This is a genomic window from Deltaproteobacteria bacterium, assembly GCA_016235345.1.
Taxonomy (GTDB): Bacteria; Desulfobacterota; Desulfobacteria; order Desulfobacterales; family Desulfatibacillaceae; genus JACRLG01.
In genome coordinates this window covers 174,212-199,218 of record JACRLG010000028.1, presented here as the reverse complement: position 1 = coordinate 199,218, position 25,007 = coordinate 174,212, and the positions used below count along the sequence as shown (strand labels likewise).

Below are 25,007 nucleotides of genomic sequence, written 5' to 3'. Positions count from 1 at the left end.
TCCGTTGACAGGCATCGCGCAAGGCGGCTTAGGCCGGGTTTTCCGGAGAAGGCTCCGGGTCGGGCGGCTCCGCCTTTTCCCTGGCCCTGCCGAAAATAACCGCGCCCAGAATTCCCGCCTCGTATAAAACCAGAAGGGGCAAGGCCATGAGCAATTGGGAAAACACGTCCGGCGGGGTGAGTATGGCAGCAGCCACAAAAATGATCAGGATGGCATAGCGCCTGTTTTTTCGCAGAAAGGCCGGGGTGACGAGCCCGAACCGCGCGAAAACGCTTATGAAAAGAGGAAGCTCGAAAATGAGCCCGAAGACCAGGAGCATCTTGGAAACCAGGCCGTAGTATTCCTTCACCGAGGGAAAGGCGGACATGGAAGGCCCCGCGAACTCGATAAGGGCCTTGAAACCGAAGGGGAAGACCACGAAATAGCCGAAGGCTGCCCCGGCGGCGAAAAATAGGCAGGAGAGGAAGACTAAGGGGAAGATCATCCTCTTTTCGTGGGAGTAAAGGCCGGGGCCGATGAACATCCACACCTGGTGCATGATAACGGGAAGGGCCAGAACGATGCCCGCCGCGAAGGAGAGCTTCAAGTAAACCATGAAGGGTTCGACGAGGTTGGTGAAAATGAGGGCGTGGTCCGTGTCGGGAAGGGCCTGAATCAAAGGCCAGGCCATTATCTCGAATATGTACTCCTTTACGGCGTAGGCCCCGAAAAAGCCCACCCCCACGGCCAGGGCGCAGATGATGAGCCTTCGCCTCAACTCCACCAGATGATCCATGAAGGTGAGGCCGCCTTGCTCCTCCGCTTGGGGGGATTCGGCTTCCGTGCCGGGATCGGGTTTACTGTCCATGATTTTTTTCATCCGTCCCGGCGGTCTCGTCCGACTCAGGGCCGCCCGTGGGCTGAACGAAAGCCGATGGCGAAGGCTCATGCCCCGGTTTCGGGACCTCGCTTACGGCGTCGGCCACGGTGTCCTTTATATCCGAAAAGGCCCCCTTGAAACCGGCCTTTTCCGACTGCACGTCTATGGCTTCCCTCAAGGTCTGGCTGGCCTTGCGGAACTCGGAAAAGCCCCGCCCCAGAAGCCGGGCGATTTCCGGCATCTTCTTGGGGCCCACCACTATAAGGGCCACCGCCAGGATAAGAAAAAGCTCAGACATTCCGATGCCGAACATGCGCCACTCCGCCGGTTGATGAAACCGCGCTGAAACCACCGTCCGGCAGGGTAGGCTTTTTGCCCGGTCGTGTCAAGAAGCTCCGCCGCCCGTCAGCCCCTTACGAGTTTGGCGGGCGAAACGATCCTGTACTTGGTGAGGTAATAGAGGTACTTGAACCCGTCCCACCAGGCGATCTTCTTGCCCTCTTTGGTGGTCCTGGGCTGGTAGGCTATGGGGACTTCGCGGATTGTGTAACCAAGGCGAAGGAGTTTGGCGGTGATTTCAGGCTCGAACTCGAAGCCTATGCACTTCAAGCGTATCCTTTTAAGGGCGTCGGCGCGTATGAGCTTGTAGGCGGTGGACATGTCGGTGAGGTGTCCGCCATATAAAAAATTGGTGTAGCCGGTCATCACCTTGTTGGCCAAAATGTTGGCGAAGGACGCATTTTTGAAACGGAGGCGGCCCCCGGCGAAGCGCGAGCCGTAAACGGCGTCAGCCCCGGTTTCCTGCATGGCGGAGACGATTTTCAAGATGTCCGCCGGATCGAGTTCCAGGTCGGCGTCCTGGATGATCACCCAGTCGCCCTCGGCGTACTCCAGCCCGAAGCGCACCGCCGCGCCCTTTCCCAGGTTGATGAGGCTGGTGTGCTTCTTGATTATGTTGTCGCGCCCGTATTCTTTTATTAGCCGGGCCGTGCCGTCCGTGGAGCCGTCGTCCACCACTATGATTTCAGTCTCGTACGGAAAGGGTATGGACAGGACCTTGTCCAGTACGCGGGTGATGGTGGTTTTTTCGTTGTAGACGGGGATTACTATGGATAACTTCATAAGTTCCTGTTCGGTGGAAATGTTTGCCGCCGATTTTTCAAGAAGCGTCGGGCCTGCTGAGAATTTTCTCCAGCACCGTGAAAAGTTTTTCCGGGGTGTAGGGCTTTGCTATGACGCCCGAAAATCCGTACCGGGAGTATTCGCCCATGATGGGGTCGTGGCAGTAGCCGGAGCTGACTATTCCCCTGGCCCTGGGGTCGAGGGCCAGAATCTGCTGCATGGCCTCTTTCCCTCCCATGCCGCCCGCCACGTTCAGGTCGGTCATCACCACCTGGAAGGGCTCGCCCCTTTCCAATGCCCTTCGGTAGCGTTCCACCGCCTCCTGGCCGTCCCTGGCGGTCTCCACTATAAAGCCCATGTAGTCGAGCATGGCGGAGGTGACGTCCAGAACCGCCTCCTCGTCGTCCATGACCAGAATCCGCTCCCCGCGCCCGGAAACTGGCACGGTGGAGACCTCCTTCATAACCAGGGGGAGGTCGTCGGAGGCCGGAAGATAGACGTGGAAGGTGGACCCGACGCCCGGCTTGGAAGTCACCGCGATGTGGCCGTGATGCCTTGCGATTACCTGGAAGGTTACGGCCAGCCCCAGGCCGGAGCCGTCCTTCTTGGTGGTGAAGTAGGGGTCGAATATCCGGGCAAGGTTTTTTTCCGGGATGCCGTGGCCCTCGTCCTCGATTTTCACCACAACGTACCTGCCGGGCCCAAGGGGCAGGCCGGAAGCAGCGCCTTCCTCGATTTCCAGGTTTTCGGCGCTTATTCGCACCACACCCATGCCGCCCTGGGCGTGGACGGCGTTTAATACCAGGTTATGGACCACCTGCCGGATCTGGCCCGGATCGACCTCCACGGGCCAGAGATTTCCCGGCAGGTCGTACTCGCAGCGGACCTTGCCGCCGGAAAGGGCGAAGCCCACCGACTCCTTTAAAAGGGTGTCCAGGGAAGCGCTTTCCGTGAGGGGCGCTCCCCCGCCCGAAAAGGTGAGAAGCTGCTGGGTGAGTTCCCGGGCGGCCAGAATGGCTTTTTCGGCCTCCTTCAGGCGGACGGTCACCGCCTGGTCCGTTTTCGCGTGAAGCCGGGCCAGGGAGACGTTTCCGAGGATTCCGGTCAGCATGTTGTTAAAATCGTGCGCTATTCCGCCCGCCAGGACCCCTATCGACTCCAGCTTCTCTATGCGTCCAAGTTCCTCCATGTACTTGTGCCGGTCGGTGACGTCGCGGGCGTTTATGATGAAGCCGCCCACCACAGGGTCGTTTAAGAGGTTGGTGCCGTACATCTCCAGAATCCTGTGGCCGCCGTTCTTGTGGGCAACCCGGTAGTCGGCCATGCGGAGGATGCCATGGTGCGAAAGCATTTTGGGCAGCATGGCCCGCAGTTTTTTTCCGTCCTCCTCCAAAAACCAGTTGAAGACAGAGGCTCCCTCCACCTCCTCCTGGGAAAAGCCCGTGATGCGTATGACGGAAGGGCTTGCGTAGATGATCCGCCCGTTGGCGTTCATGATGCAGATAAGATCGGTGGCGTTTTCGATGAGCGCCCGGAAATGCCTCTCCTTGGCTGCGATGGCGTCCCTTGCCTCCTGTATCTGTATCACCTTTTCGCGCATGTCCGCGTAAAGGGCCTGGAGCTGGTCCGTCATCCAGTTGAAGGTGAGGGCCAGCCTGCCTATCTGGTCGCGCCCCATCACCGGGGCCTTGCGGGAAAGGTCTCCCTGGGCCACGGCCTCGGCGGCCTCGGTAACTGCCAGTATGGGCCTGGTTATCTTTCGGGACGCGAAATATATGCCAAGTGTTAGAAAGGCGGAAAGTAAAGGCCGGTTATGACCACCGTGAAGGTTACCCGGCCTGCGGTGGCCAGCGTGGCGGCATGGCCGATTTCCGCGAAAAGCACCAGGCCCGGCGGCTCCACGTACCGCAGCGCGCCGAAGACCTTGACCCCCTCGTAGTTCTTGTAGGTCCCCGAAACCGTTTTACCCGAAAGCGCCTGGGCCCTCTTGTCTGACGGCCCCTTTGGCGAGGCGAGAAATTCCTGGCGGTCCTCGAAAAAAACCTCGCCCTCGTCTGGAAGGCCGGTCCGCGCAGATGTCAGCCGGGCGAGGTGCTCCATGTATATCCGAAGGCGCAGTATCCCTATGGCCTGTCCTTCCGAAATTATGGGCTTTCCGATGGAAATGGCCAGCCCTCCGTGGGCTTTGTCCCTGTAAACCGTGGTGCTGAGTCGTTTTGAATCTGCTGTCTCCCAGAAAGGCTCATCGCCGGTTTCCTCTCCCGCCCTGGATTCAAGGGTGGATGCCAGAATCCTGCCCGTTTCCGGCACGGCGACGTAGACCTCGGAGAGGTCCGCCGTAAGCGAGGTGAGATCGTTTATCCTTTCGGTCAGGACGCCAAGGGCATCCCGGTCGGCGGGGTCCCGGACAAGGGATGCGGTGGACGAGATGATAAGGGAATCGGATGCCAGAATGGCAGCCTGGTTCCGCTTTTTTTCCAGCCACGCGGATATTTCGTCCGCCTTTTCGTCCACCACCGATTCCAGCCGATTTTGCATTGAAACGTGGATTTCACGGCGGAACTCCAGCCATGCGATGGCCCCTGACAGCACCACAACCACAAGGGACAGGGACACGAAGGTCCACATCAGGCGTCCCAGGAGACTGGATGTCTTGGCCATGAAATTTCTCCCGAAAATTGCTACCAAGCTTCTTCCAGGCAGGCCGGAAGGGGTGCGAGCCGTTTTTTGCGGCCCCTGAAAAGGACGAGGTTCTTATGGCCGGTCTCGGCAAGGAGCCTGACCGCCGCCCCGAAATGCCTCCCAACCTCGTGCGGCGCGTGGGCGTCCGAGCCCAGGGTTACCGCCACCCCCTCCTGGGCCGCCATTTCAAGGACGGCTCGTCCGGGGTAGGGTTCGCATGCCTGGTGATCGAAGCCGCTGGTGTTAAGCTCCATCACAAGGCCCAGGCCCGCCATGCGCCGGAACAGGTCCCTGAACCGGTCAAGATGCGCCGGGGTCGGTTTCCGCCCGAATTTTTTGAAAACGTCCACGTGGCCAACCACATCGAAAAAAGGCTCGTCCAGCATTTGCCCAAGGGAGTCGAAATAGGAGTCGGCCCAGGCCTCGTCCGGGACTTCCATGCCCTTTCGGGCGGCCCTTCTGGAGACGAAGTTGTAATCATCCGAAAAATGCACCGAGGCGGTTATGATGTCGAAGGAGAAACGCTCAAGAAGCCCGATTGCCCGCGCCCTGTTTTCCGGGTCGTGATCCACCTCAAGGCCCGCAAGTACGATTATCCGACCGGCGTATTTCCTTTTGAGCCTCATTATGGCCGCATGATAAAGCCCCACCTCCATTTCGGACATGGAGTTGGCGTGGTCGGATTCCCGGAGCGTAAGGTGGTCCAGAAAGGCGATTTCGGCAAGGCCCAGTTCCACAGCGCGGCGTACGTATGCCTCCATGCCGCCTTCCGCATGGTTGCACAGGCTTGTGTGAACGTGATAATCAACAAGATGCATCGACGGGCTTTCGTAAGCATTATTCCGATGAATAGCACAGACGGAAAGATGCTTCAACAGCAAGGACTTGTATGCGGATACAAAAAGGAGGGATTTGAAAGGGATGAAGCAGGCTTTTTGGATCATCCCTGTTTCGCCCGGCGTAAAAAAAGCGCTTGATTTCATCACTGCTTCAAACTCAACAAATCGAACCGGTGGCGTTTATCAGCCTGTTATGTGTGGAGCGTGTTCGCCATTTCACTTCCCCGGTTTTGCGCTTTTTTTTCGATAGAGCTTGTTCATCTTGTTCAGGGTTTCCAGGAACCTGCCCACCTGGGTTGCGTCGCCTTCAAGCAGAAGCTGGCTCGCCATGACTGCTTTCATGAGGGCCTTGGGCTTGGCTGTCATTATGTCGGCCATGACCTTGTTGCCGTCAGCCGCAGTGGACCATACAAGGGAGAACTGGGGCTCGCCGCCGAAAAGCGCGCTCCGCACCTTTCCGCCCGTGACGCTGAAAAAGCGCCTGACTCCGGTGTCCTTCACCTTCATCTCAAAGGTGAAGTCCTGCTCGGCAAGGCGTTGCCTGAACTCAGGGCTTTTGATGGAGGAAAACCTTATCAGCCAGTAAAAGCCGTACTGGAAAAGGCCCTGGCCGGCCTTCAGCGCAATTTCCGGTGGTTTCATCGCAAAGGTCTCCTGTGAAAAAAAATTGCATACCTATCGAAAGAGTGAAATTACCGCAGTTTGGGTGGTTTAAGCCCAAGGGCAGGTTCACCCAACATTTTGCAGTCATGCCGCAATTGTTGGGTGAACCTGCCCTACGGGCAGAACCACCCACCCAACGTCAGGCTGTCTTTATGCTCCTGACGAGGCTCAGTTAATCTCTTGTTGGGCTTCGTTCCCCAGCTCAGCCGCTACGTCCAGGGCGATCACAAGCGATGATATGCAAGGAAAACGAGCCGGGCGCGGGCGTAAGCGTATCGTGCATACGTGCGCACCGCGCCCGGCGAAGTTTGACGCCGCAGATCGCGCTCGTGGACGCCCTGGTTATTTGAGTTCCTTGGACGACAGCTTCAGGACGTTTCTGGCCACGATAAGGTGCTGAATCTGGCCCGTGCCCTCGAAGATGTCAAGAATCTTGGAGTCACGCATCCATTTTTCCGCAAGCTCCTCGCGGGAAAAGCCCAGCGGCCCCAGAAGATCGCACACCTTCTGGGTGATGAGGGTGCCGCCCCGGCCCGCCTTGGCCTTGGCCATACTGGCCTCGGTGTTGTTGAACTCGCCGTTGTCGGCCATCCAGGCGGCCCGCCAGGTCAGAAGCCGCATGGCCTCTAAGGTGGCCTCCATCATGTAGTACTCTTTTTCGCGGGTGGGCAGGTTGTTGGGGGCCTTGGTGTGATCCAGGACCGAGCCCGCCGCTTCCAGTTTTTCCTTCAAAAGGTCCAGGGAGGCCCGGGCAACGCCCAAAGACATGGCCGCAACCATGGGCCGGGTGTTGTCGAAGGTCTTCATCACGCCCTTGAAGCCCTCGGTGCTCTTTTTCACTTCCGCGCTTCCCAGGATGTTGTCCTTGGGGATGCGGCAGTTTGCGAGCACGAAGGTTCCGGTGTCCGAGGCCCTTATGCCCAGCTTGTGCTCAAGGTGGTCCAGGGTGAAGCCGGGCGTGCCCTTTTCCACCACGAAGCTCTTGATTCCGGCCTTCCCGGCGCTCTTGTCCACGGTGGCCCAGACCACAACGGCCTCGCAGCGGTCGGCTGCGGTGACGAAGATTTTTTCGCCGTTCAATACCCACTCGTCGCCGTCAAGCTCGGCTGTGGCGGTGATGGAGCCTGCGTCCGAGCCGCTTCCGGCCTCGGTGATGGCCATGGCGGCCCACTTGCTCCCGAAGCGGTCAAGCTGCTCGTCGGTGGCCACGGCGGAGATGGCGGCGTTACCCAGGCCCGCGTTGGGGATGGAGAGCATGAGGCCGCAGTCGCCCCAGCACATCTCCTCCACCGTGACTATGGTGCCCATGTTCTGCCCGGCCTGGGGCTTGTCGCTCTTGGGCTTTTCCGGGGCTCCGGGTTCGGCGGGTTTCTTCTTCTTGCGGCCCATCACCTGGATGCCCCGGAAGGCGTCCAGTTCGGTGGGATAGGTGTGCTCGGCCTCGTCGTACTTGCGGGCGATGGGCCTGAGCATGGAGCCCGCCAGGGAGTTCATGGCGGAGCGGACCTTTTCCAGGTATTCGGGAGTTTCGAGATCTATCATTGATTGATCCTCACGATGTGCGGTGTTCCAAAAAATTTGAAGGGAATGGTCCTGTGAAATTCCCGGACGTTTTCCTTAAACTGTTGCCAATCCCTCGATCATGGCCACTCCCCGAATGTTCCGGTAGTAGCGCTCCACCGGGTAGTCGCGGATGTAGCCGTGGCCACCCATGACCTGAACGCCGAAGTCGCAGACCAGCATTCCGGTCTCGGCGGCGTAGAGCTTGGCCAGGTAGCTTTCGCGGGTTCCGTTTTTTCCCGCCTCCAGGGCGGACGCGGCCTTCCAGGCCAGAAGCCTTATGGCGTCGGTTTCGTAGGCCATCTGGGCTATCATGAAGGCCACGCTCTGGCGATAGGCGATGGGCTCGCCGAACTGGACGCGCTCCTTGGCGTACTTGCGCACGAAATCAAAGGAGGCCCGGCACATGCCTGCGGCCATGGCGGCCATGGCGGTGCGGGTTTTTGACAGCACGCGCTCGTGGTTGCATCCCGCATCGCCCCCAAGGCGGTCCTCAGCCGGAATCTCGCAACCGGTGAGGGTTACGGGGTAGGTGTCCAGGGCGTAGAGGCCCAGGGTCTTTTCCCGCTCGCCCACGGCCATTCCGGAATTTTTGGCGTCAACCAGGAAAAGCTGGGGTTTGCCGTCCAGCATGGCGGAAACCATTATGACCTTTGATGCCTTGGCCTTTGCCGCGAAGCATTTCTGGCCATTCAAAACGTAGGAGCCGCCCTTGCGCACGGCCGTTGTTTTGGGGGCCGCCGCGTCGAAATCCATGAAGGGCTCGGTCATGGCAAGGCTTACGGGGGCAAATTTTTCCCCGCAGCAGGCGGGAAGGTACTTTTTCTTCTGTTCCGGTGTGCCGTCCTCCAGGATGGGGCCTATGAAGACCGAGGGAAGCATGGCCGCAACGGCGAAGGCCATGTCCCCGGCTGCAAGTTCTTCCAGGATCAGGGCGTTCAATACGGGCGAGGCCGCCATGCCGTCGCCGCCGAACTCGCCAGGAACCGAGGCCACGCAGGCCCCCAGCTCCCAGGTTTTCTGGATGAAGTCAGCCGGAATCTCGCCTGATTCGTCCATGTCATGCGCGTTTTGAGCCACGAAGTCCCGGACAATCTCGCTGAAGCTGTCCTTGACCATCTTCTGCTCTTTTGAGGGGGAAAAACCGAACATGGGGTTCTCCTTGGGGGAAGGTTGAAAAAAATTCGCCGCTTGATGAAGCCGGAATTCAATTTGGTTTCGGGCGGCGTGCAAAAATGGCCTGATCAATTTTAGACTGACATGTCAGTTTTTAGTCTTACCCAAAGGGCTTGTCAACACCTTTTGTTAGATCGCTTCCGAAAAGGCATTTCACTGGCATGTTTATGGGGGTGAAGTGAAATTTTTCACATAAAAATTCTTGCTTGAACCGTGCTTGTAGTATATTGAAATTAAAAGCTATCATACAATTCCCATGTATCGTGACCTACAATTATGCGGGCTAAGCGCCAAAAATTCGTATAGGACCGTCAATAATCAGGCTCGGCCACTTCTCGCCAAAACGTTCACCAGCCATTTCGGAGCCGTCAGAGTGCCATTTACCTTCAATTTGATGCGCATACTGTCTGTCTCAGCCATTTTTATCCTGCTTCTTCTGCCGGTGGCGGGTTGCGCCGCCAATAACAGGCTTGGCGTCCTTTTTTCATCCTACCCCAGACTGCTGCCGGTAACGGTTGCCGTTATCATGCTTCTTTCGGCCCTATCCGCAGGCCTCTTGTATGCCGTTTTCAGAAGAAGAAAAGCCGAGAGCATCTTGCGCCGGAGCCGGGAAAAATACAGGGCGCTGGTGGAAAACACCCCGGATCTCATCATGAGGATTGATTCCGAAGGCCGCCACCTGTACGTGAGCCCGGCCATCAACAGCTTCTTCCGGAAAACCCCGGCCGAGATCATAGGCAGGACCCACGCGGAAATCGGCATTCCGGAAGACGCGAAGTCTTTTTTCCGTGAAAAAATACAAATGGTCTTTGAAAAGGGCCAGAGTGTTGAGTCGGAATTCTCCTACCCTCTTGATGACGGCCTTCGAATCGTCAACATGAGGCTCATCCCCGAACGGGACGAACAGGGCAGGTTCACCACGGTCCTTTGCATTTTCAGGGACATCACCAGCCACCGCAAGGCGGAGAGGGATTACCGCGCCCTGTTCAATTCCATGCTTTCGGCCTTCTGCCTCATGGAAGCCGGAAGCGGTGAGGAGGGCGAAGGCGGAAAATGCCGTTTCGTGGACGTCAACCCGGCATTTGAAAAGCTTTTCGGCGTAAAAAGGCAGGACATAGCGGGCCAGAGCGTGGCAAGGGTGTTTCATGAGGTCGAGCCCCGCTGGATAGAGAGATTCAGCAAGATAGCAACAACCGGCGAGCCCATGAATTTCGAGAACTTCACCGAAAGCGGCAGCCGCTTTTTTTCAGGCTATGCCTACAGCCCGGCTTCGGGCCGGTTCGCCTGCGTTTTCAATGAAGTTACCGGAAAGATCCTGGCCGAAAAGGAAAACAGGCGGCTTTCGGAACAACTGACCAGGGCACGCAAGATGGAGGCCGTGGGAAGGCTGGCCGGCGGCGTGGCTCACGATTTCAACAACCTCCTGACCGTTATTCTGGGACACATGGAACTCATCCTGGAAGGGCCGGGCGACGTTTCCCACGAGACAAGGGAAGCACTTTACCAGGTGCGCCTGGCGGCCCGCAGGGCCAGCGACCTTACCCGGCAGCTTCTTGCCTACGGCCGCAGGCAGACTCTTTCCATGAGGCCCATGGATTTGAATTCCATGATACGGAATTTCAGCACCATGTTGGACAGGCTTGTGGGCGAGGGCATCACCATCATGCTGAACCTTACTACTGAACTGGGTACGGTGAAGGCCGACCGGGGCCAGCTCGAGCAGGTCCTCATAAGCCTTGCCATGAATTCCAAGGACGCCATGCCCGAAGGCGGCGGCATAACAATAGAAACCGGCTTTGTTACGGCGGACGGAACCGATCCTGAAATACCGGCCGGAAATTACGTGGTTATTTCCTTTGTCGACACCGGTTACGGAATGGATGAAACAATCCTGAGCCAGGTTTTCGAGCCCTTTTTCACCACCAAGGAAATCGGCCAGGGCAAGGGGCTTGGGCTTGCTTCGGTGCACGGGATAATCAAGCAGCACGGCGGCGCCATCAAGGCTGAAAGCCGGGCAGGGGAGGGAGCCACCTTCAGAATCTTCCTTCCAAGGGGAGAAGAAACCCCGGCAAGCGCAAGAAGCGAAACCAAAAGCCTTCCAAGGGGAAGCGAGACCATACTTCTGGTGGAGGATGAGCAGGCGGTGCGGGCGGTGGCCAGCCGCATTCTTCAAAGCCTGGGATACAAGGTCATCGAGGCCTGCGACGCCTCCCAGGCCCTCTTTCTCTATGGCGACGGCGATGGCGGAGTTTCGCTTCTGCTTACGGACGTGGTGATGCCGAAAATGGGCGGATGGGCTCTGGCCGAAAGAATTCGCGGGCTTTCGCCTGAAATGAGGGTCATTTTCATGTCCGGCCACGCCGACCGCATGGAATTGCCTGACGGAAATTACAACTTCCTGGAAAAACCCTTTTCATACAGGGATCTTGCCAATATAGTGCGGGCCGTGCTGGATGCCCCCCTGCCTTCCGGAACTTCGGAAAAAGGACCAGGCTCCCCGGCATGAGGCTTTGGGGCCTGCCAGCGGGAAATTAATCAAAACAAAAGAAAAAGCGCCCAGGGCCCTCAAAGAGCCTTCGGCGCTTTTTACTTTTGGTCCGGTATTATGCCGCTTTTCTGCCCTCGGCAATCTCTTCTGTTTCAAACCGCACCGGCCGCCCCACTTCCTTTTTCGCGTCAAGCCTCTTGAAAACCAGATAGCTGACCGTTGCCAGCAGATATCCGGCCACCACGTCCGCTATGTAGTGCTGCTTTATCAGCACCACCGAAACCCCCACGTAAGCCGCGCATACAAGGCAGAAATTCCCGAGCCTTGGATGGATGCGCCGGGTGTAGTAGGCCGACAGGAAGGACATGGAGACGTGCCCGGAGGGAAAGAGGGCCGTGGGCTTGTCCACCCAGTACCAGAAGGCGGCGTAGTCGTGCCACAGGTTGCCGTTGGGAACAAGGTGGGGCCTTTCGGTCATCATCACCGGCATGAAGTAGAAAAAGGCCAGGTGGATGCCCATGCACACGAGGAATGTTTTCACCGCCTCGGAAAGCAAAGCGTCGCTGTCGAGCGCAAGAAACATCGTTATGACCAGAAAATAGACGAAGATGTAGGAGGGGACAAGCTCCTGGACGAAAGGGATGTCTTTCTCGAAGGGAAGGGCCACGGTGTAAAATTTTTCGCCGTGAAAGGTGGCCTCGTTCAGATACATGTAAGCTACGGTGTAGAAGGCCACCACGGCGGACAGGGCCAGGCATTTTCTTGCAACTCCGTAAGGAACCTCCGGAAAAAAAAGCGCCTTTAAGCGCACGAAAACCTCCCTTGTTTCATGGTTCAAGGAAAACCCCATTTTTCAACAGCCTAAACCATCGGCCTTGCGCCGGTCAATCTGTAATGTGGCTCTGAACTATTCGCAGCTTTTTAATGCAGGCAAAACGAAACCGGTAAAGCCCCGCGCTCCGTCATTCCGGCGTAGGCCGGAATCCAGTTCTTTATATTAAACGCGGCATTCTGGACCCCGGCTTTCGCCGGGGTGACGGGCCTTGGCGCTCTTCGCCTTTTCTTTTCATAAATAGAGCCATAAGCTGAGAATAGTTCGCAGCCACATAATTTTATATGGGCGCAAAAAAGGCGTCCGGTAAAATATGGTTCCACCGGACGCCTTGGTCCTCATCTCAAATCAATTTTTCCTGGCATGGGCCGGGTTGGGGCTCCAGGCCCAGGTTCTGGTTCCGTCGGGCTTTTCGACTATGGTGATGTGGCCGCCCCTTTTGAAATCCGAAAGGACCTTTTTGACCAGTATGGGATCAAAGCCCGTTTCGGCGCTTATCCTGTCGCTGAGAATATCCAGGGCCTCCGTGTCTGTAACGGCCCCGGCGCTGGGAAGCGCTCCGCAGGAATCGATCATGTCGCCCGCTATGACCTTAAACGACACGGGCAGCTTGCGGTTTCCCTCCACCCTAAGGTTTTCCATGGGGGTGTTGGTGCCGTCGATGTAGCCTTTTTCGAGCTTGGCCCATTCCTCGTTGCATTCGGCCTCGAAGCGGTGAACAAAGGCTATAACGTCCTCTGGGCTTGCCCCCGGGGTGCGGGTGACGGGCCGGTTGGCGTCATAGAGGCTCCAGTCGCGGGTGAGAAGCTCTATCTCGTATTTGTCTATGTCTTCGTAGAGTGTGGTTCCGGGAAAGGGCGCTAGATAGTGGTAGCCGTGGAGGAATTTTAAGCCGTTGGCGAACTTTTCGGTTTCGGCCAGGGTCTCGGCGGTTTCGCCCGGAAGCCCCACTATGAAGGAGCCGTGAACGCTCATCCCCACCTTTTCGCAAACTTCCTTGGCCTTTAAAACCTGCTCCTTGGTGATTCCCTTTTTCACGCGTTTGAGCATCTCGGTGTTTCCGCTTTCAATGCCGAAGGCGATGCAGTCGCATCCGGCCTCCTTCATTGTGCGGACCACCTCTTCGTCAACGGTGTTCACCCTGGCGAAGGCGCTCCAGCCGAAATTGAGGTTCCGGCGTCTTATCTCCCCGCAGACTGCAGCCACGCGCTCCTTGTTGGATGCGAAAAGGTCGTCCGCCACGTTGATCCTTGGAAAGCCAAGCGAGAGCAGATGCTCGATCTCGTCCACCACAAGGACCGGGTCGCGGTAGCGAACCTTTGCGCCCACCATGCGGCGTCCCAGGCAGAAGATGCACTGGTGGGGGCAGCCTCGGCTGGTGATTATGGAGATGGGAAAGCCCAGGGCCTTGTAGCGGGACAGGGGCAGAAGGTGCCGGGAGGGAAAGGGAAGGGTGTCCAGGTCCTTGATAAAGTCGCGGGTTCCGGTTTCCGCCACTCCGCCGCCTTCACGATAGGTGATCCCCTTTATTCCGCTCCACGAGCCGGGGTCTTTGAGCACGGGAACAAGCTCGGCTATGGTCTGCTCGCCCTCGCCGCGAATTATCATGTCTATGCCCGGATACTGGGCAAGGGTCTCCTTGGCGTAAAAGGAGACGTGGGGGCCGCCCATCATGGTGAGGATGGCCGGGTTTATGTCCTTGGCGTCGCACACTATCTGCGCCGCCGACGTGAAATTGAGCGTGACCGAGGTTGACCCCACAACGTCTGGTTTGAACTCGTCCATCAATTTCGCCAGCTTGGCCTTGGAATACTCGGAAACCACGAAATCGAAGATGGCCACCTCGCAGCCTGCGGCCTCGAAGGCTGCGGCCACGTAGCAAACGCCCAGGGGCGGCGCCGGGGCCTCCTCCAGGGGGTAGGGCGGGGCAATTACTGCAACGCGCATGATGATGCTCCTTAGATGTTACCTAAAAAGCCGGTGACCGGACTGTCTAAAAACGCGATACTTTAGTGTTGCGCGAGAAAGCCAATTCCGCCACGTACTTTTAGTACGTTTGCTCATTGGTTTTTCGCGCGCCGTGTTCATCGTTTTTATCCAGTCTTCTCATCCAGCTTTTCCATATGGGTTCGAAAGGGCTTTCGGGTTCGATACCGATAAAACTGCGTCACCTTATAAGGGATTTTCGCCAAAAGCGAGACATTTCCTTGGCCTGTCAGTGTGTAAAACGCTCGGCGGGATGGGCGGCGGGCTTGGCGGCAGGCTTGGACTCAAACTGTAATTTTGACTGTTTTCGCTTGGGTTCGCTGTTGCGGGCGAGTGCCTGAATGCCCGTTTCTTGAAAATGATCAATTCCTTTAAACACGGCTTATTAAAATTTTACAACCGCAAAAATCGATGCCCCGCCGGAAACCGGCGCGAACCCCAGTTGAAGGCTCTTTACGAAGCCCTCCCTTTGGTCCTTGTTGTATTTTTTGGCGGAGTTCACGGCCCCGTTGATGTTGCCCGCGTAGAAGCCCGCGCCCACAAGGGTGATGGCGGCCCCAAGGCCGTTTTCGCCCCTGTCGAAGGCTTCCGCCGCCGCCCATATTAAGGCCCCGTTCACCAGGAAGGCCGCCAGGGCGTCTTTTTTCCGCCCGACGTAAAGCTGGCCAAGGCCCGGAACCAAAGACAGGGTTCCGGCAAGGGCCGGGCTTTTCCGGGGGATTTCGGATGTTGACGACAGCCTCGCAAGGGCCGCTTTCGCCCCCCCGGATTCCGGGCCTTCGGGGCTGACCGCCGAAAACGCCGCTTCGGCGCTTTTCCAGTCGCCCTTGTCCATGTAAAGGCGTCCAAGGCGGAACAAGGCCCGGTCTTTATCGGAAGTAATCCCTGCCGCCTGGCTTTTTGCGAGAAGGGCCTTCAAGCAGGCCTCGCCGTTTTCCGCGCCCGCCGATTTTGTCTCGCACTCGCAGGCCAGCATTCTCGCCTCGAAGGCGCGGGGATCATCGGGGAACCGGGAAAGGAAGGTTTCCAGGGCGTCTTTGGCCGAATCGTACTTTTCGCCCTTGAAATAGCCCTGGCCTATACGAAGGCTGGCAGACGCGGCCAGGGGTGCATCGGGAAAAAAATGGAGGAACCTCTCGTACTCGCCTATGGCCCTGAAGTACTCCCCCCGCTCGAAGTACCCCTCGGCGAACGAGAACTGGTCGCCCGCCGTTATGCACGGCCCGTCGGCCCTGGCCGCCCCGGCCCATCCGGCCAGAAGAGCCAGCAGGAAAAGAAGGATCACCGCCGGAGCCCGTCGCAAGGCATACGTGAGTTTATGGCGAAACGAGGATGTTTTTGAGGTTGCTGATAAAATCAATACCGTCTCCCGTAGGGTGGTCACAAGCGATGAAATGCAAGGAAGAGTGAAGCGGGCGGGGAGGAATAGTACTTGCCGTACATGACGACCCGCCCGCTTTGCTCTGACACAGCAGTTCGCGCTTGTGGGCGCCCTACAGCTGGGTTACGCGGAACACCTCTTCTATCGTGGTTATGCCATCCATCACCTTCCGCACCCCGTCCTGGCGCAGGGTCACCATGCGGTTGCGCACGGCCTGGGCCTTGATCTGGTTGGAGTCTGATGTGGAAAGGATGAGGCTTTTTATGTCCTTGTCCATGGGCATGATCTCGAAAATGCCGATCCGGCCCCGGTAGCCGGTCTGGAGGCAGGCCGGACAGCCCTTGGCCTGGTACACGCCGTGACTGGGAAAGTCGTTGATGCTTAGGCCCAACTGGGCCAGGGCCGCCTGATCGGGCATGTAGGGGGCCTTGCAGTTGTCGCAGAGCATGCGTACCAGGCGCTGGGCCACCACCGCAAGCACGGAGGAGGAGATGAGAAAGGGCTCCACGCCAATGTCTATGAGGCGCGTTATGGCGGAAGCCGAGTCGTTGGTGTGCAAGGTCGAGAAAACCAGGTGGCCGGTAAGGGAGGCCTGCACGGCGATGTCGGCGGTTTCCTTGTCGCGGATTTCGCCGACAAGGATCACGTCCGGGTCCTGGCGCACTATGGAGCGAAGGCCCCGCGCGAAGGTAAGCTCGATCTTGGGGTTTACCTGGATCTGGCCGATGCCCTGAATCTGGTATTCAACCGGGTCTTCTATGGTGATGATGTTTATGCCGGGCTTGTTGATGGTGGACAGGACCGCGTAGAGGGTGGTGGTCTTGCCGCTTCCGGTGGGGCCGGTGACGAGAATTATCCCGTGGGGCGTCTGGATCAGGTTGTTCATGGTGGAAAGCCGGGCCGGGGAAAGGCCAAGGTCGGACATCATTAGCACCGTGGAGCTTTTGTCCAGAAGCCTTAAAACCACCCGTTCGCCGTGGGTGGTGGGGATGGTGGAAACGCGGATGTCCACGTTCTTGTCGCCGATGCGGATTTCAATGCGCCCGTCCTGGGGCAGCCGCTTTTCGGCTATGTTCATGTTGCCCATGACCTTGATGCGGCTGGTTAAGGCGTTCTGGATGCTTTTGGGGGGCGAGATTAGGTCGTAGAGAATGCCGTCCACCCGGTAGCGGACCTTCAGGGCCCCCTGGTAGGGCTCGATGTGAATATCGGAAGCCCGCGCCTTGACGCCCTCGGAAAGAATGTGGTTAACGAGCTTGATTATGGGCGCTTCGGAGGTGTCGTCCAGAAGGTCGGCGGTCTGCTCGATTTCCGAGATGATGGCGTCCGTGCTCTCGTTGATGTCTGCGACGAGCTGCTCGGCGGAGTCCCTGGCAAGGTCGTAGGCCATGTTGATGGCCGAAAGTATCTCCTGGGCCGGGGCTATGACCATCCCCGCCGGGCCGACGCCCAAGGCTGAGGTCAGGTCGTCCACGGCCTGGAGCCGGGTGGGGTCGTTCACCGCCACCACCAGACGCCGGTTTTCCTGGTCATCGGCCTTCTGGGCGCGGTGAGGGGGCTGCTCCTGCGGCAGATACAGCGGAACCATGCGGTTTCGCTTCAAAAACTGAATGGGCACCCGGCTGGTGAATTCGGGCGACGAAGGCTCCCTTGGAAGGCGCTCCATAACCTGGACCTTGTAATAGCGGCCAAGGGCCTCAAGGTACTCAAGCTCGGTGAGGACCCTTTTCTGAACCAGGATGTCGCCAAGAGGGCTGGCCTTGTCAGCCGCCTGCCTTCGGGCCTCGGAAAGGACGTCAGGGGCCACCTTGAAATCGGCCTGCAAAATTTCGTCAAAGGATCTTTCCATGCGCCGCCCCTCACTGTCCGCCGCGCTGGTAGCCCTGGGCCGCGCTGGAACCGGGAGGCGGCTGGACCGGGAACGAGCCGCTCCCCCCGTAGCCCGATGAGCCTCCGCCATAGCCGGACGCTCCGGAGCCGCCCGATGGCTCCGATGAGCCGGATGACTGGGAATCCTGGTATCCCGACATGGAGGATGGGTCTCCGCTTGGCCTGGACTTCAGATGCACGGTGCCGGACACCCGCTCGTCACGCTGGTCGGCTTCGGATTCGTCCGATTGGCGGGCTCCGGGTCCGACGCCCGTCGGGGTGGGGGAGGCCGCCTCGGCGGGGCCGTCCAGGGTCATTCCTTCGAGAGCCTCGGTGAGGTCTCCGCCGGTGCGCCCGAAAAGTTTCACCGCCTCCTCCTCTATCCTGTCCATCTCCTCCTTTTTCTCCTCGGTGATGCCCTTGGCCTCGCCCGGCTGCTCGATGATGTGGGGAGTGAGGAAAACGTAGAGGTTGGTGCGCTCCTTTGTTTCGGAGGTCGAGCGGAAGGCCTTGCCTATGACCGGGATGTCGGCCAGGCAGGGAACCCTGTAGGTGGTGCCCTCGGTGGAGCGGTCGATCAAGCCGCCGATCACTATGGTCTGGCCGTCCTTCACCACCACAGTGGTTTCGGTGGAGCGCTTGAAGGTGGTGGGGCGGTCCACGTCGCCGGTTTCAATGAGCCTGGAAACCTCCTGGAAGACCTTCAATCTCACCGTGCGGGCCTGGCTGATCTGGGGGGTGATCTTTAAAGTCACGCCCACGTCCTTGTACTCGTAGGTGGAGTAATCCACCGAACTCGTGGAGGTTTCCTTGCGGGTGACGTAGGGCACGTTCTTGCCCACGGTCATCTTGGCTTCCTCGTTGTTGGTGGTGAGCACCTGGGGGGCCGAGAGTATGTGGACGTCGGAATCGTTCTGGTAGGCCCGGACCACCGCGCCGATGGTGGGGAACACCACGTCGCCCACCTTGATGGCCTCGCCCAGCACGCCGAAGGAAAAGGCCGAGGGAAAGGCCGTGGCCACTCCGGCGGTGGTGACCGTGGGGGACGGGAAGATGGAATAGTTGCCGCCCGTGCCAGCTCCGCCCGAACCGCCGAAAGCCACGCCCTTGCCGCCCTCGATGGTGAAGTCGTCGCCGATCCGCCACTCGACGCCCAGATCGAAGTTCTTCCTGGTGGACACCTCCATGATGAGGGCCTCGATGTAGACCATGGGCCTTGTTATGTCGAGCTTCCTTATGACGGCTTCCAGCACCGGGTAATCCTCCGGCTGGGCCATAATGACCAGGGAGTTGGTGGCCTTGTCCGGGGAAATCTGCACGTTCTGGCTCAAAAGGGGTGTCTCGCCCGATTTCTTGGCCGGGTCGGCGGGCTTGGCCGAGGCGCTTACGAGCTTTTCCAGGACCTTGGCCACGTCTTCGGCGGAATGGTTCTGAAGCGGGTAGATGTGAATCTTCCCCTTGCCCTTGGGCACGGGCTTATCCAGCATGGACACCACTTCCTTGACGGTTTTGGTGTCCACCTCGGAAGCCATTATCACAAGGCTATTGGTGCGTTCGTCAGGAACTATACGGATGTCCTCGGCTGAGGCCACCCCGGCGGGCACCCTTTTTTGGGTGAAAAAGGCGGCGAGAATCTTGACCATGTCCGCAGATGACGCGTGCTTTAAGGGAACAATGGAAATCTCCTGGCCGGCCCCGGCCACGTCAATGACCTTGAGTATACGCAAGAGCCGCTGGATGTTGGAAAGGTAATCGGTGACTATGACTGTGTTGGTGGGGGCGTATGAGAGGATCACCGCGCTTTTGGAAACGAGCTGCTGAAAGACCTTGGCCACCTCTGCGGAAGACGCGTATCTGAGTGGTATGACCTGGGTCACCACCTTGTCTTCCATTGCGCCCTTTTTGGGTTCGAGCCGGGTTTCAACGCTCCTGCCCCTGGCGTCCGCCGCAGGCACTATCTTTATCACCTTTCCGGCGGCTATGGTGGTCAGTCCGTGGATTTCCAGTATGGACTCGAAAACCTTGTAAGCCTCGGCTGCGGTTACGGGCTTGGGGCTGATGATGGTGACGGTCTTTCCCTTCAAGGAGGGGTCCAAAATGAAATTTTTGCCCGAAAGCTCGCTTATGAGCTGGGCCACCACGTCCAGGCCCGCGTCCTTGAAATCCAGGCGGATGCCGCTCGACTTTTTGGCTTTTCTCGCGGGCCTCGGCTCATCCCGGACCTCTGTGCCGACAGGCGAACCCGGCTCCTGCCCGGAGTCCGTTGCCTGATACCCGGAAACCGGGCTGTCGGCCTGGGGGACCGGGTCGGCAGGGGCCGATGGACGCCTTAAAGAAGCGGGCGGACGCCTGGACGGGGGCTCCTGGCTCACCGGGGCCGGGGCGGGCTGCCGGATCGAAGAGGGGGGAGGAGCCGACACGCCCTCGCCCGACTGTGATGAGGATGAGCCGGTCACGCGGGCGGCCAGGCCCTGGTCAACGGCAAGGCCTGTGAAGAGGGCAAGAGCCGCCAGGAAACCCAGGGCGAATGATGATCTTGATTTAGGCCGCATTGATGGAAACCCGCTTTCTCTTTATGAGCAATGTTCGCCTGTTGAAAAAGGCATGAAACACCGTTTTTGAAATCTCTACGGAAAAAAAGCCCCGCCGTCCCGAAACGGCATCACTTTCCCTTTGAGGGGCCGGGCGGCTTCTGCTCCGTTTCTTTCATGAGTTGAGCAAAACCCGGAAGCTGTCTCACCGGGGCGAGATCGGGGTCGCTATTAGCCGCCGCGCGGGTTTCCGGGTCCTTGGCGAAGGCCTCCCGCAAATAGGGCAGGGCCTTGGCCGGGCTGCCTTCCCTGGCGCTTAAGCAGGCTAAGTTGTAGTACGGGTCGGCATAGTGCGGGTCGGCCCGCTGGGCTTTCTGGAAGCCCTCTTTGGCCGCGCCCAGGCGTCCCTCCTCCATGGCGATCACGGCAAGGTTGTTGAGGCTTTTCGCAAAATTCTGATCGTACTGAAGGCTTTTTTGATAAAATTCCACGGCAAGGCCCGTCCTGCCGCTCTGGTGGTGCTTTACGGCCTGATCGAAAAAAAGCCGGGCGTTTTTTATGTCCGGCATCCCTGCCCGGATTCCGCCCGGAGGCCCGCCCTGGGCCGGGGGTTGGGGGGAAACCTCGCCCGCCTGCCCAGCGGGGGCGGGGGGCGGTTCTGCGACCTTGACCGCAATGGGGAATTTTACCGGAGAAGGCGTCCCGATAGCTTCGGCCTTATGCGATAAATCCTTTTTTCCCGCCATGTTAAACCAGAAATACCCTGCTCCGGCAAGCAAAATCACCGCTCCCGCCACTGCCGCAAGCTTCGCGGCACCCGGAACCGGGGCTTTCCGTCTTTCGCCCGACTGCCCCACGGACTGGTAGGAATCGGGGGTGTTGTCCCTTTCCTCCTGTGCCTTTTTCAGGGCTTCGTGAATGGCGCTCATTATCCAACCTTTTCAATCTCGTTGCTGCTTGGCTACCATATGGTATGAAGCATCTCGGTTCTCATCAACTTTTCATCACATGTAATGAGTGGCATGTTATGACAGATGGCCGTTGATGCAATTATCCTGTCAGCTGGGTCTCCATGCTCAAAAACGGCGGCTGAAGCCGCAAAAGAGGCGATTTCCGGCGTTATCGGCATTATTGTCATGTCGGTTGCAAGTATGAAATTGTTGATGAAGCTCATGTAGTCCGATCCGGGATCAAGGCGCTTTTTTTCAATCAGCATTGCGATTTCCCACAACGAAATATCGCTGCAGTTGATACCATTCGCTAAGATACTTTCATGGATTATTTTTTCAGCGTTCTTGCCAAGGCGTTCCGGCGCTAGAGCCATGAAAATAATTGCACAGGTATCAAGAATGACCATCATTGGCCTCCCATATTTCATCAAGAGGCGAAACGACATCACCGATGGCGCATTTTTTTCTCAGGTCACCGAGAAAACGCCATGCGTCAGCAGCGTTTTCCGGCATAGGGCCTGCATCGGCCAACGGTTTCACGGGCTGTCTGTTCTCCGATAACGGGATGAGCTTGGCAATGATTTTGCCTTTTAAGGTCAACAGCACCTCCTCACCTATGCCTACCTGGGCAAGTTGGCCAGCCGGGTCTTTTCTGAGGCTTGAGACTGTTATCGTTTTCATTGGTGCGCTACTCCCATGCCCGTTTTTATTCCGCGCCCGAAACCTTGCTAAGGACCCTTAGGGTGTCGTAACCGGCGGTTCCGTCGGGGCTTATGCCGAAATCCGCCTGGAAACGCCTGACGGCCTCGCCGGTGCGCCTTCCGTAAAGGCCGTCGGCAGCCACCTCGTAACCGGCCAGGGCCAGGGATTGCTGCAGCCGCGTGACTTCCGGCCCCCTGCTTCCGGCCTGGACAGGCGCGCCCGGCAGGCCTTCGGGAACCAACCAGACCAGGGCCCCGGTCCAGTACCGGGCAAGGTCGGCGGTTTCCGCCGCTGTCGGGCTGCCGTCGGCGGAAAGGACCGAAAAGCCGGTGGGCGTGGCCCCGGTTACGACGGCGAATCCCTCACCAGTCCCTTCCATGCCAGAAAGGGCGGCCCGGAAGGGCCTTTTAAGCCTCCGGGCGCGGGAGATGTCCAGGTTGAATGAGAAAAGCCCGGCCTTTGATGCAGCCTGGGGGCCGCTATCCGCCTTGTAGAGAAGGTCCAGACTTTGGGCGTTGTTCAAAAGCCAGGAGGCAGAAGCCTTCTGCGCAGGGGCGCTGGCTGGCTTTTCCGCCCCGGTTGCGCTTTCGTTCGCCGTACTCGCTGCTTGAGGGCTCGCGGGAAGCGCCCCTGCCGAAGGTGACGGAGCTTGCAGGGCGGGAGCCGCAGCCCTTGCGGAAGGGGCCGGAATCGCCTGCCCGTCAGTCCGCCCCCTGGCCCAGATGCCCAGGCCGAAGCTCAGGGCCAGGGCCAGAACCAGGGCCGCCGCCAGGGTGAATGAAAAACGCCAGCCCGCTGCAGGGGCGGATGAAACTCCGGTCGCCCCAACCTCGCGGGCGGCCTCCCTTATGAGGCCCCCGTTCACCTTGTCGCGGTTCCTGGAATAGGCGGCCAGAAAGGCCCGGTCGCACACCGCGTTTATGCGCCTGGGAATCCCCGCCGAAACGGAGTGCAGGGCCTTCCAGGCATCGCGGGAAAAGGGCACGCCCCCCCGGTTTCCGGCCACCGCCATGCGGTGTTGCACATAGGCCCTTAGGTCCTCGCTGTCCAGGGGGCCCAAGTGGTAGCGCACCACCACCCGCTCGTTCAACTGCCGAAGTTCGGGGCGGGCAAGAAGGTGAACCAGCTCCTCCTGGCCCGTGAGCACTATCTGGAGCAGCTTCTCCCGGTCCGTTTCCAGGTTGGAGAGTATCCGGGCCTCCTCCAGCACCTCCCTCGAAAGGTTCTGGGCCTCGTCCAGCAAAAGGACCGCAGTGCGGCCCCCGGCGTGGGTCGTGATCAGAAAATCGTTCAGGGCCGAAAGCCACGCTCGCCTTGATCCGTCTTCCGGCGCGGGAATCCCGAACTCCGCGCACACCGCAGGCAGAAGGTCGTCCTCGGCCAGGAAGGGGTTCAGAATGAGGGCGGTTTTCATGGTGTCGTCCGCGTCGCTTAAAAGCGAACGCAGAAGGGTGGTCTTGCCGGTTCCAACGCCGCCGGTGATCATGATGAATCCCTTGCGCTCCCTTATGCCGTAGATCAGGTGATCCATGGCCTCCCTGTGGCCCCTGCTGAAGTAGAGATAGCGGGGGTTGGGCGTTGCGCCGAAGGGGTTCTCGCTCAATCCGAAACGGGAATAATACACTTTTCGTCACTCGAAGGAGTAAGCAAGCGTTTCGCGGTTGTCGCCGCGCTTCACATCGAACTGCACGTTTTCCGCTGACCTGAACTGGGTGTAGGCCGTCATGATGTCATCCATGCTGCGGATGTCCCTGCCGTTGACCGACTGGAGAACATCGCCGTTGGCTATGCCCATCTTGGAAAGAAGGGAGCCGGGCCGGATGCGGTTCACGGCGATCCCCTCCGGGTTTCCAGAAGCGTCGAAGGACGGCTGCCAGCGGGCCTGGGTCATGAGAAGGCCGATGTTGCGCATGGACTGCTCCACCTCGGCCCTGGAGAGCTTTATTCCGGGCGCACCCGTTGGCCCGGCGGGCTTTTTGGCGGCCATGCGCTTTTTCTGCTCTTCCTCCGGCAGAAGGATTTCATCCCTTCCCTCGATTGTAACCACCACCTGGTTGCGTTCGATGGACTTGATGACCGCGTTCTGGACCGTGTCGCCTGTTTTGTATAGGCCCTGCTTCTGGGCCTGGGCGTCTTCGATGATGGCCCTGCTGTTGCCCCTGGGTGCGGTGAGGGTTCCCAGGAGTTTCAGGTTCATGGCCGTAGCCGGAAGCTCGTCCGGGTTGGCCGCAACAGTGGAAGACGAGGCCATGACCTTGGGCTTGGCCGTCTGGAAAAGGTCGCGGATGCCGATAATGCTGTAAGCGTCGTAGGGGCCCATTGCCAGGGCGCGCTCCGGGCCGCCTCCGGGCGTTCCGGCGACCCTTGGGGGCGGGGCGTCGGGCACTGCGGAATGCACGTACCCGTAAAAGGTGTTCACCACGGTGTAGGCCGTTACGGTGAGCACAAGAATGTCGAGCAATACGAGGATTCTTTTTACCACGAGGCTCTCCCCCGAAGACTACTTGAAACCGATCTGGCTGTCAGCCGCAGTGCCGGAAAGGGTGAAGCCAAGCCCGCCCGCGCCTTCCTTGGTGCGAAGGAACTGAGCCGCTGCCGAGCGGCTCCCCAGCCTGCGGAAAAAGGCCGGGGTGGGAGTGAGGCGGCCTTCCAGGTTGAGGCGGCTTTCGTTGAACGGCCTTCTTATGGCGATGCTGCCGCTGAGGGTGGCCCCCGCCTCCGGGCCGGAAAGCTCGAAGCGCTTGAATGCGATTTCGCCCTTCTGCATCAAAAACTCGGCGGTGAGGGCCGATACGCCAAGACCGCCCGTACCCACCATTTCGGGCATGAAAAAGAGCTTTCCTGCGGAAAGGGTCAGTTTCGCCTCCCCCTCGCCCCTGGTCCAGTCGGCGGCGGGGCCGAAAAAGGAGACATCCGCCGAAAGCGAGCCGGAAAACGGAAAGCCGAAAATGTGCTCCAGCACCCCCATGTCCTTGGCTTCCACGTCATCAAGCCGGATTTTTGCGGAAAAAGGCTCCGTGGCGAGCCTCTTTTTTCCGGAGGCCTTGAGGGTTATCTTTCCCCCGTGGGACGGAAACTTCGCCGTGAAACCCCAGCCGCCGGTAATGAACCGGAAAATGGCCGGGGCCACCCTTACGCTTTCCGCCTCGAACAGCTTCTCGCCCCGGCGGGCCGCCCGAACGCCCGTGAGGCGAAGGCCGAAGGGCAGGGAGGGCTTCACCTTTTCCACCATGAATTCAACTCCGGGGGCCTTGCGGGCCACGGCGGATTCCAGGAGGTCCTTGACCGCCTTTCCGGGAAAAAGGGCGTACAGGAAGACCCCGCAGGCCAGGAGGAAGAACAGGCTGTAGAGCACCGCTTTTTTCAT

The 25,007-nt window shown here is 59.0% G+C and carries 21 protein-coding genes; 1 reads left to right on the top strand and 20 read right to left on the bottom strand.

Translation table 11 applies throughout. The features are described from left to right. Positions 1 to 28: 28 nt before the first annotated feature. From tatC to HZB23_14470, 9 genes are all read right to left on the bottom strand, one after another. Positions 29 to 847 (bottom strand): twin-arginine translocase subunit TatC, encoded by an 819-nt coding sequence (gene tatC, locus HZB23_14510; protein MBI5845868.1) that lies wholly within the window; start codon positions 845 to 847, stop codon positions 29 to 31. Then, the gene (locus HZB23_14505; protein ID MBI5845867.1) at positions 837 to 1,172 is read right to left on the bottom strand and encodes a twin-arginine translocase TatA/TatE family subunit; all 336 of its coding nucleotides are present in this window, start codon (positions 1,170 to 1,172) and stop codon (positions 837 to 839) included. The genes tatC and HZB23_14505 overlap by 11 nt, the downstream gene beginning before the upstream one ends. 92 nt (positions 1,173 to 1,264) lie before the next feature. After that, positions 1,265 to 1,981, bottom strand: a complete 717-nt coding sequence (locus HZB23_14500; protein MBI5845866.1) for a glycosyltransferase family 2 protein — start codon at positions 1,979 to 1,981, stop codon at positions 1,265 to 1,267. A 37-nt stretch (positions 1,982 to 2,018) separates the two neighbouring features. Beyond that, positions 2,019 to 3,695, bottom strand: a complete 1,677-nt coding sequence (locus tag HZB23_14495) for a PAS domain S-box protein (GenBank protein ID MBI5845865.1) — start codon at positions 3,693 to 3,695, stop codon at positions 2,019 to 2,021. A gap of 71 nt (positions 3,696 to 3,766) precedes the next feature. Further along, positions 3,767 to 4,642 carry a cache domain-containing protein gene (locus HZB23_14490; GenBank protein MBI5845864.1) on the bottom strand — a complete coding sequence of 292 codons (876 nt, stop codon included), beginning with the start codon at positions 4,640 to 4,642 and terminating at the stop codon, positions 3,767 to 3,769. Positions 4,643 to 4,662: 20 nt separating this feature from the next. Further along, positions 4,663 to 5,481, bottom strand: a complete 819-nt coding sequence (locus tag HZB23_14485; GenBank protein ID MBI5845863.1) for a histidinol-phosphatase — start codon at positions 5,479 to 5,481, stop codon at positions 4,663 to 4,665. Between the two features lie 237 nt (positions 5,482 to 5,718). Next, positions 5,719 to 6,144, bottom strand: a complete 426-nt coding sequence (locus tag HZB23_14480; GenBank protein ID MBI5845862.1) for a hypothetical protein — start codon at positions 6,142 to 6,144, stop codon at positions 5,719 to 5,721. A gap of 363 nt (positions 6,145 to 6,507) precedes the next feature. Then, positions 6,508 to 7,707 carry an acyl-CoA dehydrogenase family protein gene (locus tag HZB23_14475; GenBank protein MBI5845861.1) on the bottom strand — a complete coding sequence of 400 codons (1,200 nt, stop codon included), beginning with the start codon at positions 7,705 to 7,707 and terminating at the stop codon, positions 6,508 to 6,510. Between the two features lie 75 nt (positions 7,708 to 7,782). Next, positions 7,783 to 8,877 carry an acyl-CoA dehydrogenase family protein gene (locus HZB23_14470; protein ID MBI5845860.1) on the bottom strand — a complete coding sequence of 365 codons (1,095 nt, stop codon included), beginning with the start codon at positions 8,875 to 8,877 and terminating at the stop codon, positions 7,783 to 7,785. 397 nt (positions 8,878 to 9,274) lie between these two features. Here HZB23_14470 and HZB23_14465 point away from each other — a divergent pair, with 397 nt between their 5' ends. Then, positions 9,275 to 11,407 carry a PAS domain S-box protein gene (locus tag HZB23_14465; protein ID MBI5845859.1) on the top strand — a complete coding sequence of 711 codons (2,133 nt, stop codon included), beginning with the start codon at positions 9,275 to 9,277 and terminating at the stop codon, positions 11,405 to 11,407. 97 nt (positions 11,408 to 11,504) lie between these two features. On the opposite strand, the gene HZB23_14460 is transcribed toward HZB23_14465, so the two are convergent. The 11 genes from HZB23_14460 to gspN form a co-directional block, all read right to left on the bottom strand. After that, positions 11,505 to 12,239: a phosphatase PAP2 family protein gene (locus tag HZB23_14460; GenBank protein ID MBI5845858.1), complete on the bottom strand. Its 735-nt coding sequence runs from the start codon at positions 12,237 to 12,239 to the stop codon at positions 11,505 to 11,507. A gap of 330 nt (positions 12,240 to 12,569) precedes the next feature. After that, positions 12,570 to 14,168, bottom strand: a complete 1,599-nt coding sequence (locus tag HZB23_14455) for a cobalamin B12-binding domain-containing protein (GenBank protein MBI5845857.1) — start codon at positions 14,166 to 14,168, stop codon at positions 12,570 to 12,572. A gap of 424 nt (positions 14,169 to 14,592) precedes the next feature. Then, positions 14,593 to 15,492 carry a tetratricopeptide repeat protein gene (locus HZB23_14450; GenBank protein MBI5845856.1) on the bottom strand — a complete coding sequence of 300 codons (900 nt, stop codon included), beginning with the start codon at positions 15,490 to 15,492 and terminating at the stop codon, positions 14,593 to 14,595. A 208-nt stretch (positions 15,493 to 15,700) separates the two neighbouring features. Next, positions 15,701 to 17,437 (bottom strand): type II secretion system ATPase GspE, encoded by a 1,737-nt coding sequence (gspE, locus tag HZB23_14445; protein MBI5845855.1) that lies wholly within the window; start codon positions 17,435 to 17,437, stop codon positions 15,701 to 15,703. Positions 17,438 to 17,447: 10 nt separating this feature from the next. Continuing rightward, entirely contained in the window at positions 17,448 to 20,009 is a 2,562-nt protein-coding gene (gspD, locus tag HZB23_14440; GenBank protein ID MBI5845854.1) for a type II secretion system secretin GspD, read from the bottom strand. A 110-nt stretch (positions 20,010 to 20,119) separates the two neighbouring features. After that, complete coding sequence (locus HZB23_14435; GenBank protein MBI5845853.1) at positions 20,120 to 20,917, bottom strand: hypothetical protein; 798 nt, start codon at positions 20,915 to 20,917, stop codon at positions 20,120 to 20,122. Positions 20,918 to 20,949: 32 nt separating this feature from the next. After that, positions 20,950 to 21,348, bottom strand: a complete 399-nt coding sequence (locus HZB23_14430; protein MBI5845852.1) for a type II toxin-antitoxin system VapC family toxin — start codon at positions 21,346 to 21,348, stop codon at positions 20,950 to 20,952. Continuing rightward, entirely contained in the window at positions 21,332 to 21,619 is a 288-nt protein-coding gene (locus HZB23_14425) for a hypothetical protein (GenBank protein ID MBI5845851.1), read from the bottom strand. The genes HZB23_14430 and HZB23_14425 overlap by 17 nt, the downstream gene beginning before the upstream one ends. Positions 21,620 to 21,644: 25 nt before the next feature. Then, a complete protein-coding gene (locus HZB23_14420; GenBank protein MBI5845850.1) occupies positions 21,645 to 23,264 on the bottom strand; it encodes an AAA family ATPase in 1,620 nt (539 codons plus the stop codon). 6 nt (positions 23,265 to 23,270) lie between these two features. Then, a complete protein-coding gene (locus tag HZB23_14415) occupies positions 23,271 to 24,122 on the bottom strand; it encodes a PDZ domain-containing protein (GenBank protein ID MBI5845849.1) in 852 nt (283 codons plus the stop codon). Positions 24,123 to 24,140: 18 nt separating this feature from the next. Beyond that, positions 24,141 to 25,007 (bottom strand): type II secretion system protein GspN, encoded by an 867-nt coding sequence (gene gspN, locus HZB23_14410; GenBank protein MBI5845848.1) that lies wholly within the window; start codon positions 25,005 to 25,007, stop codon positions 24,141 to 24,143.

Coding starts and splice junctions, on each gene's coding strand:
- tatC (MBI5845868.1), bottom strand. CDS start 847: ATGGACAGTAAACCCGATCCCGGCACGGAAGCCGAATCCCCCCAAGCG.
- HZB23_14505 (MBI5845867.1), bottom strand. CDS start 1,172: ATGTTCGGCATCGGAATGTCTGAGCTTTTTCTTATCCTGGCGGTGGCC.
- HZB23_14500 (MBI5845866.1), bottom strand. CDS start 1,981: ATGAAGTTATCCATAGTAATCCCCGTCTACAACGAAAAAACCACCATC.
- HZB23_14490 (MBI5845864.1), bottom strand. CDS start 4,642: ATGGCCAAGACATCCAGTCTCCTGGGACGCCTGATGTGGACCTTCGTG.
- HZB23_14485 (MBI5845863.1), bottom strand. CDS start 5,481: ATGCATCTTGTTGATTATCACGTTCACACAAGCCTGTGCAACCATGCG.
- HZB23_14480 (MBI5845862.1), bottom strand. CDS start 6,144: ATGAAACCACCGGAAATTGCGCTGAAGGCCGGCCAGGGCCTTTTCCAG.
- HZB23_14475 (MBI5845861.1), bottom strand. CDS start 7,707: ATGATAGATCTCGAAACTCCCGAATACCTGGAAAAGGTCCGCTCCGCC.
- HZB23_14470 (MBI5845860.1), bottom strand. CDS start 8,877: ATGTTCGGTTTTTCCCCCTCAAAAGAGCAGAAGATGGTCAAGGACAGC.
- HZB23_14460 (MBI5845858.1), bottom strand. CDS start 12,239: ATGGGGTTTTCCTTGAACCATGAAACAAGGGAGGTTTTCGTGCGCTTA.
- HZB23_14455 (MBI5845857.1), bottom strand. CDS start 14,168: ATGCGCGTTGCAGTAATTGCCCCGCCCTACCCCCTGGAGGAGGCCCCG.
- gspE (MBI5845855.1), bottom strand. CDS start 17,437: ATGGAAAGATCCTTTGACGAAATTTTGCAGGCCGATTTCAAGGTGGCC.
- gspD (MBI5845854.1), bottom strand. CDS start 20,009: ATGCGGCCTAAATCAAGATCATCATTCGCCCTGGGTTTCCTGGCGGCT.
- HZB23_14435 (MBI5845853.1), bottom strand. CDS start 20,917: ATGAGCGCCATTCACGAAGCCCTGAAAAAGGCACAGGAGGAAAGGGAC.
- HZB23_14430 (MBI5845852.1), bottom strand. CDS start 21,348: ATGATGGTCATTCTTGATACCTGTGCAATTATTTTCATGGCTCTAGCG.
- HZB23_14425 (MBI5845851.1), bottom strand. CDS start 21,619: ATGAAAACGATAACAGTCTCAAGCCTCAGAAAAGACCCGGCTGGCCAA.
- gspN (MBI5845848.1), bottom strand. CDS start 25,007: ATGAAAAAAGCGGTGCTCTACAGCCTGTTCTTCCTCCTGGCCTGCGGG.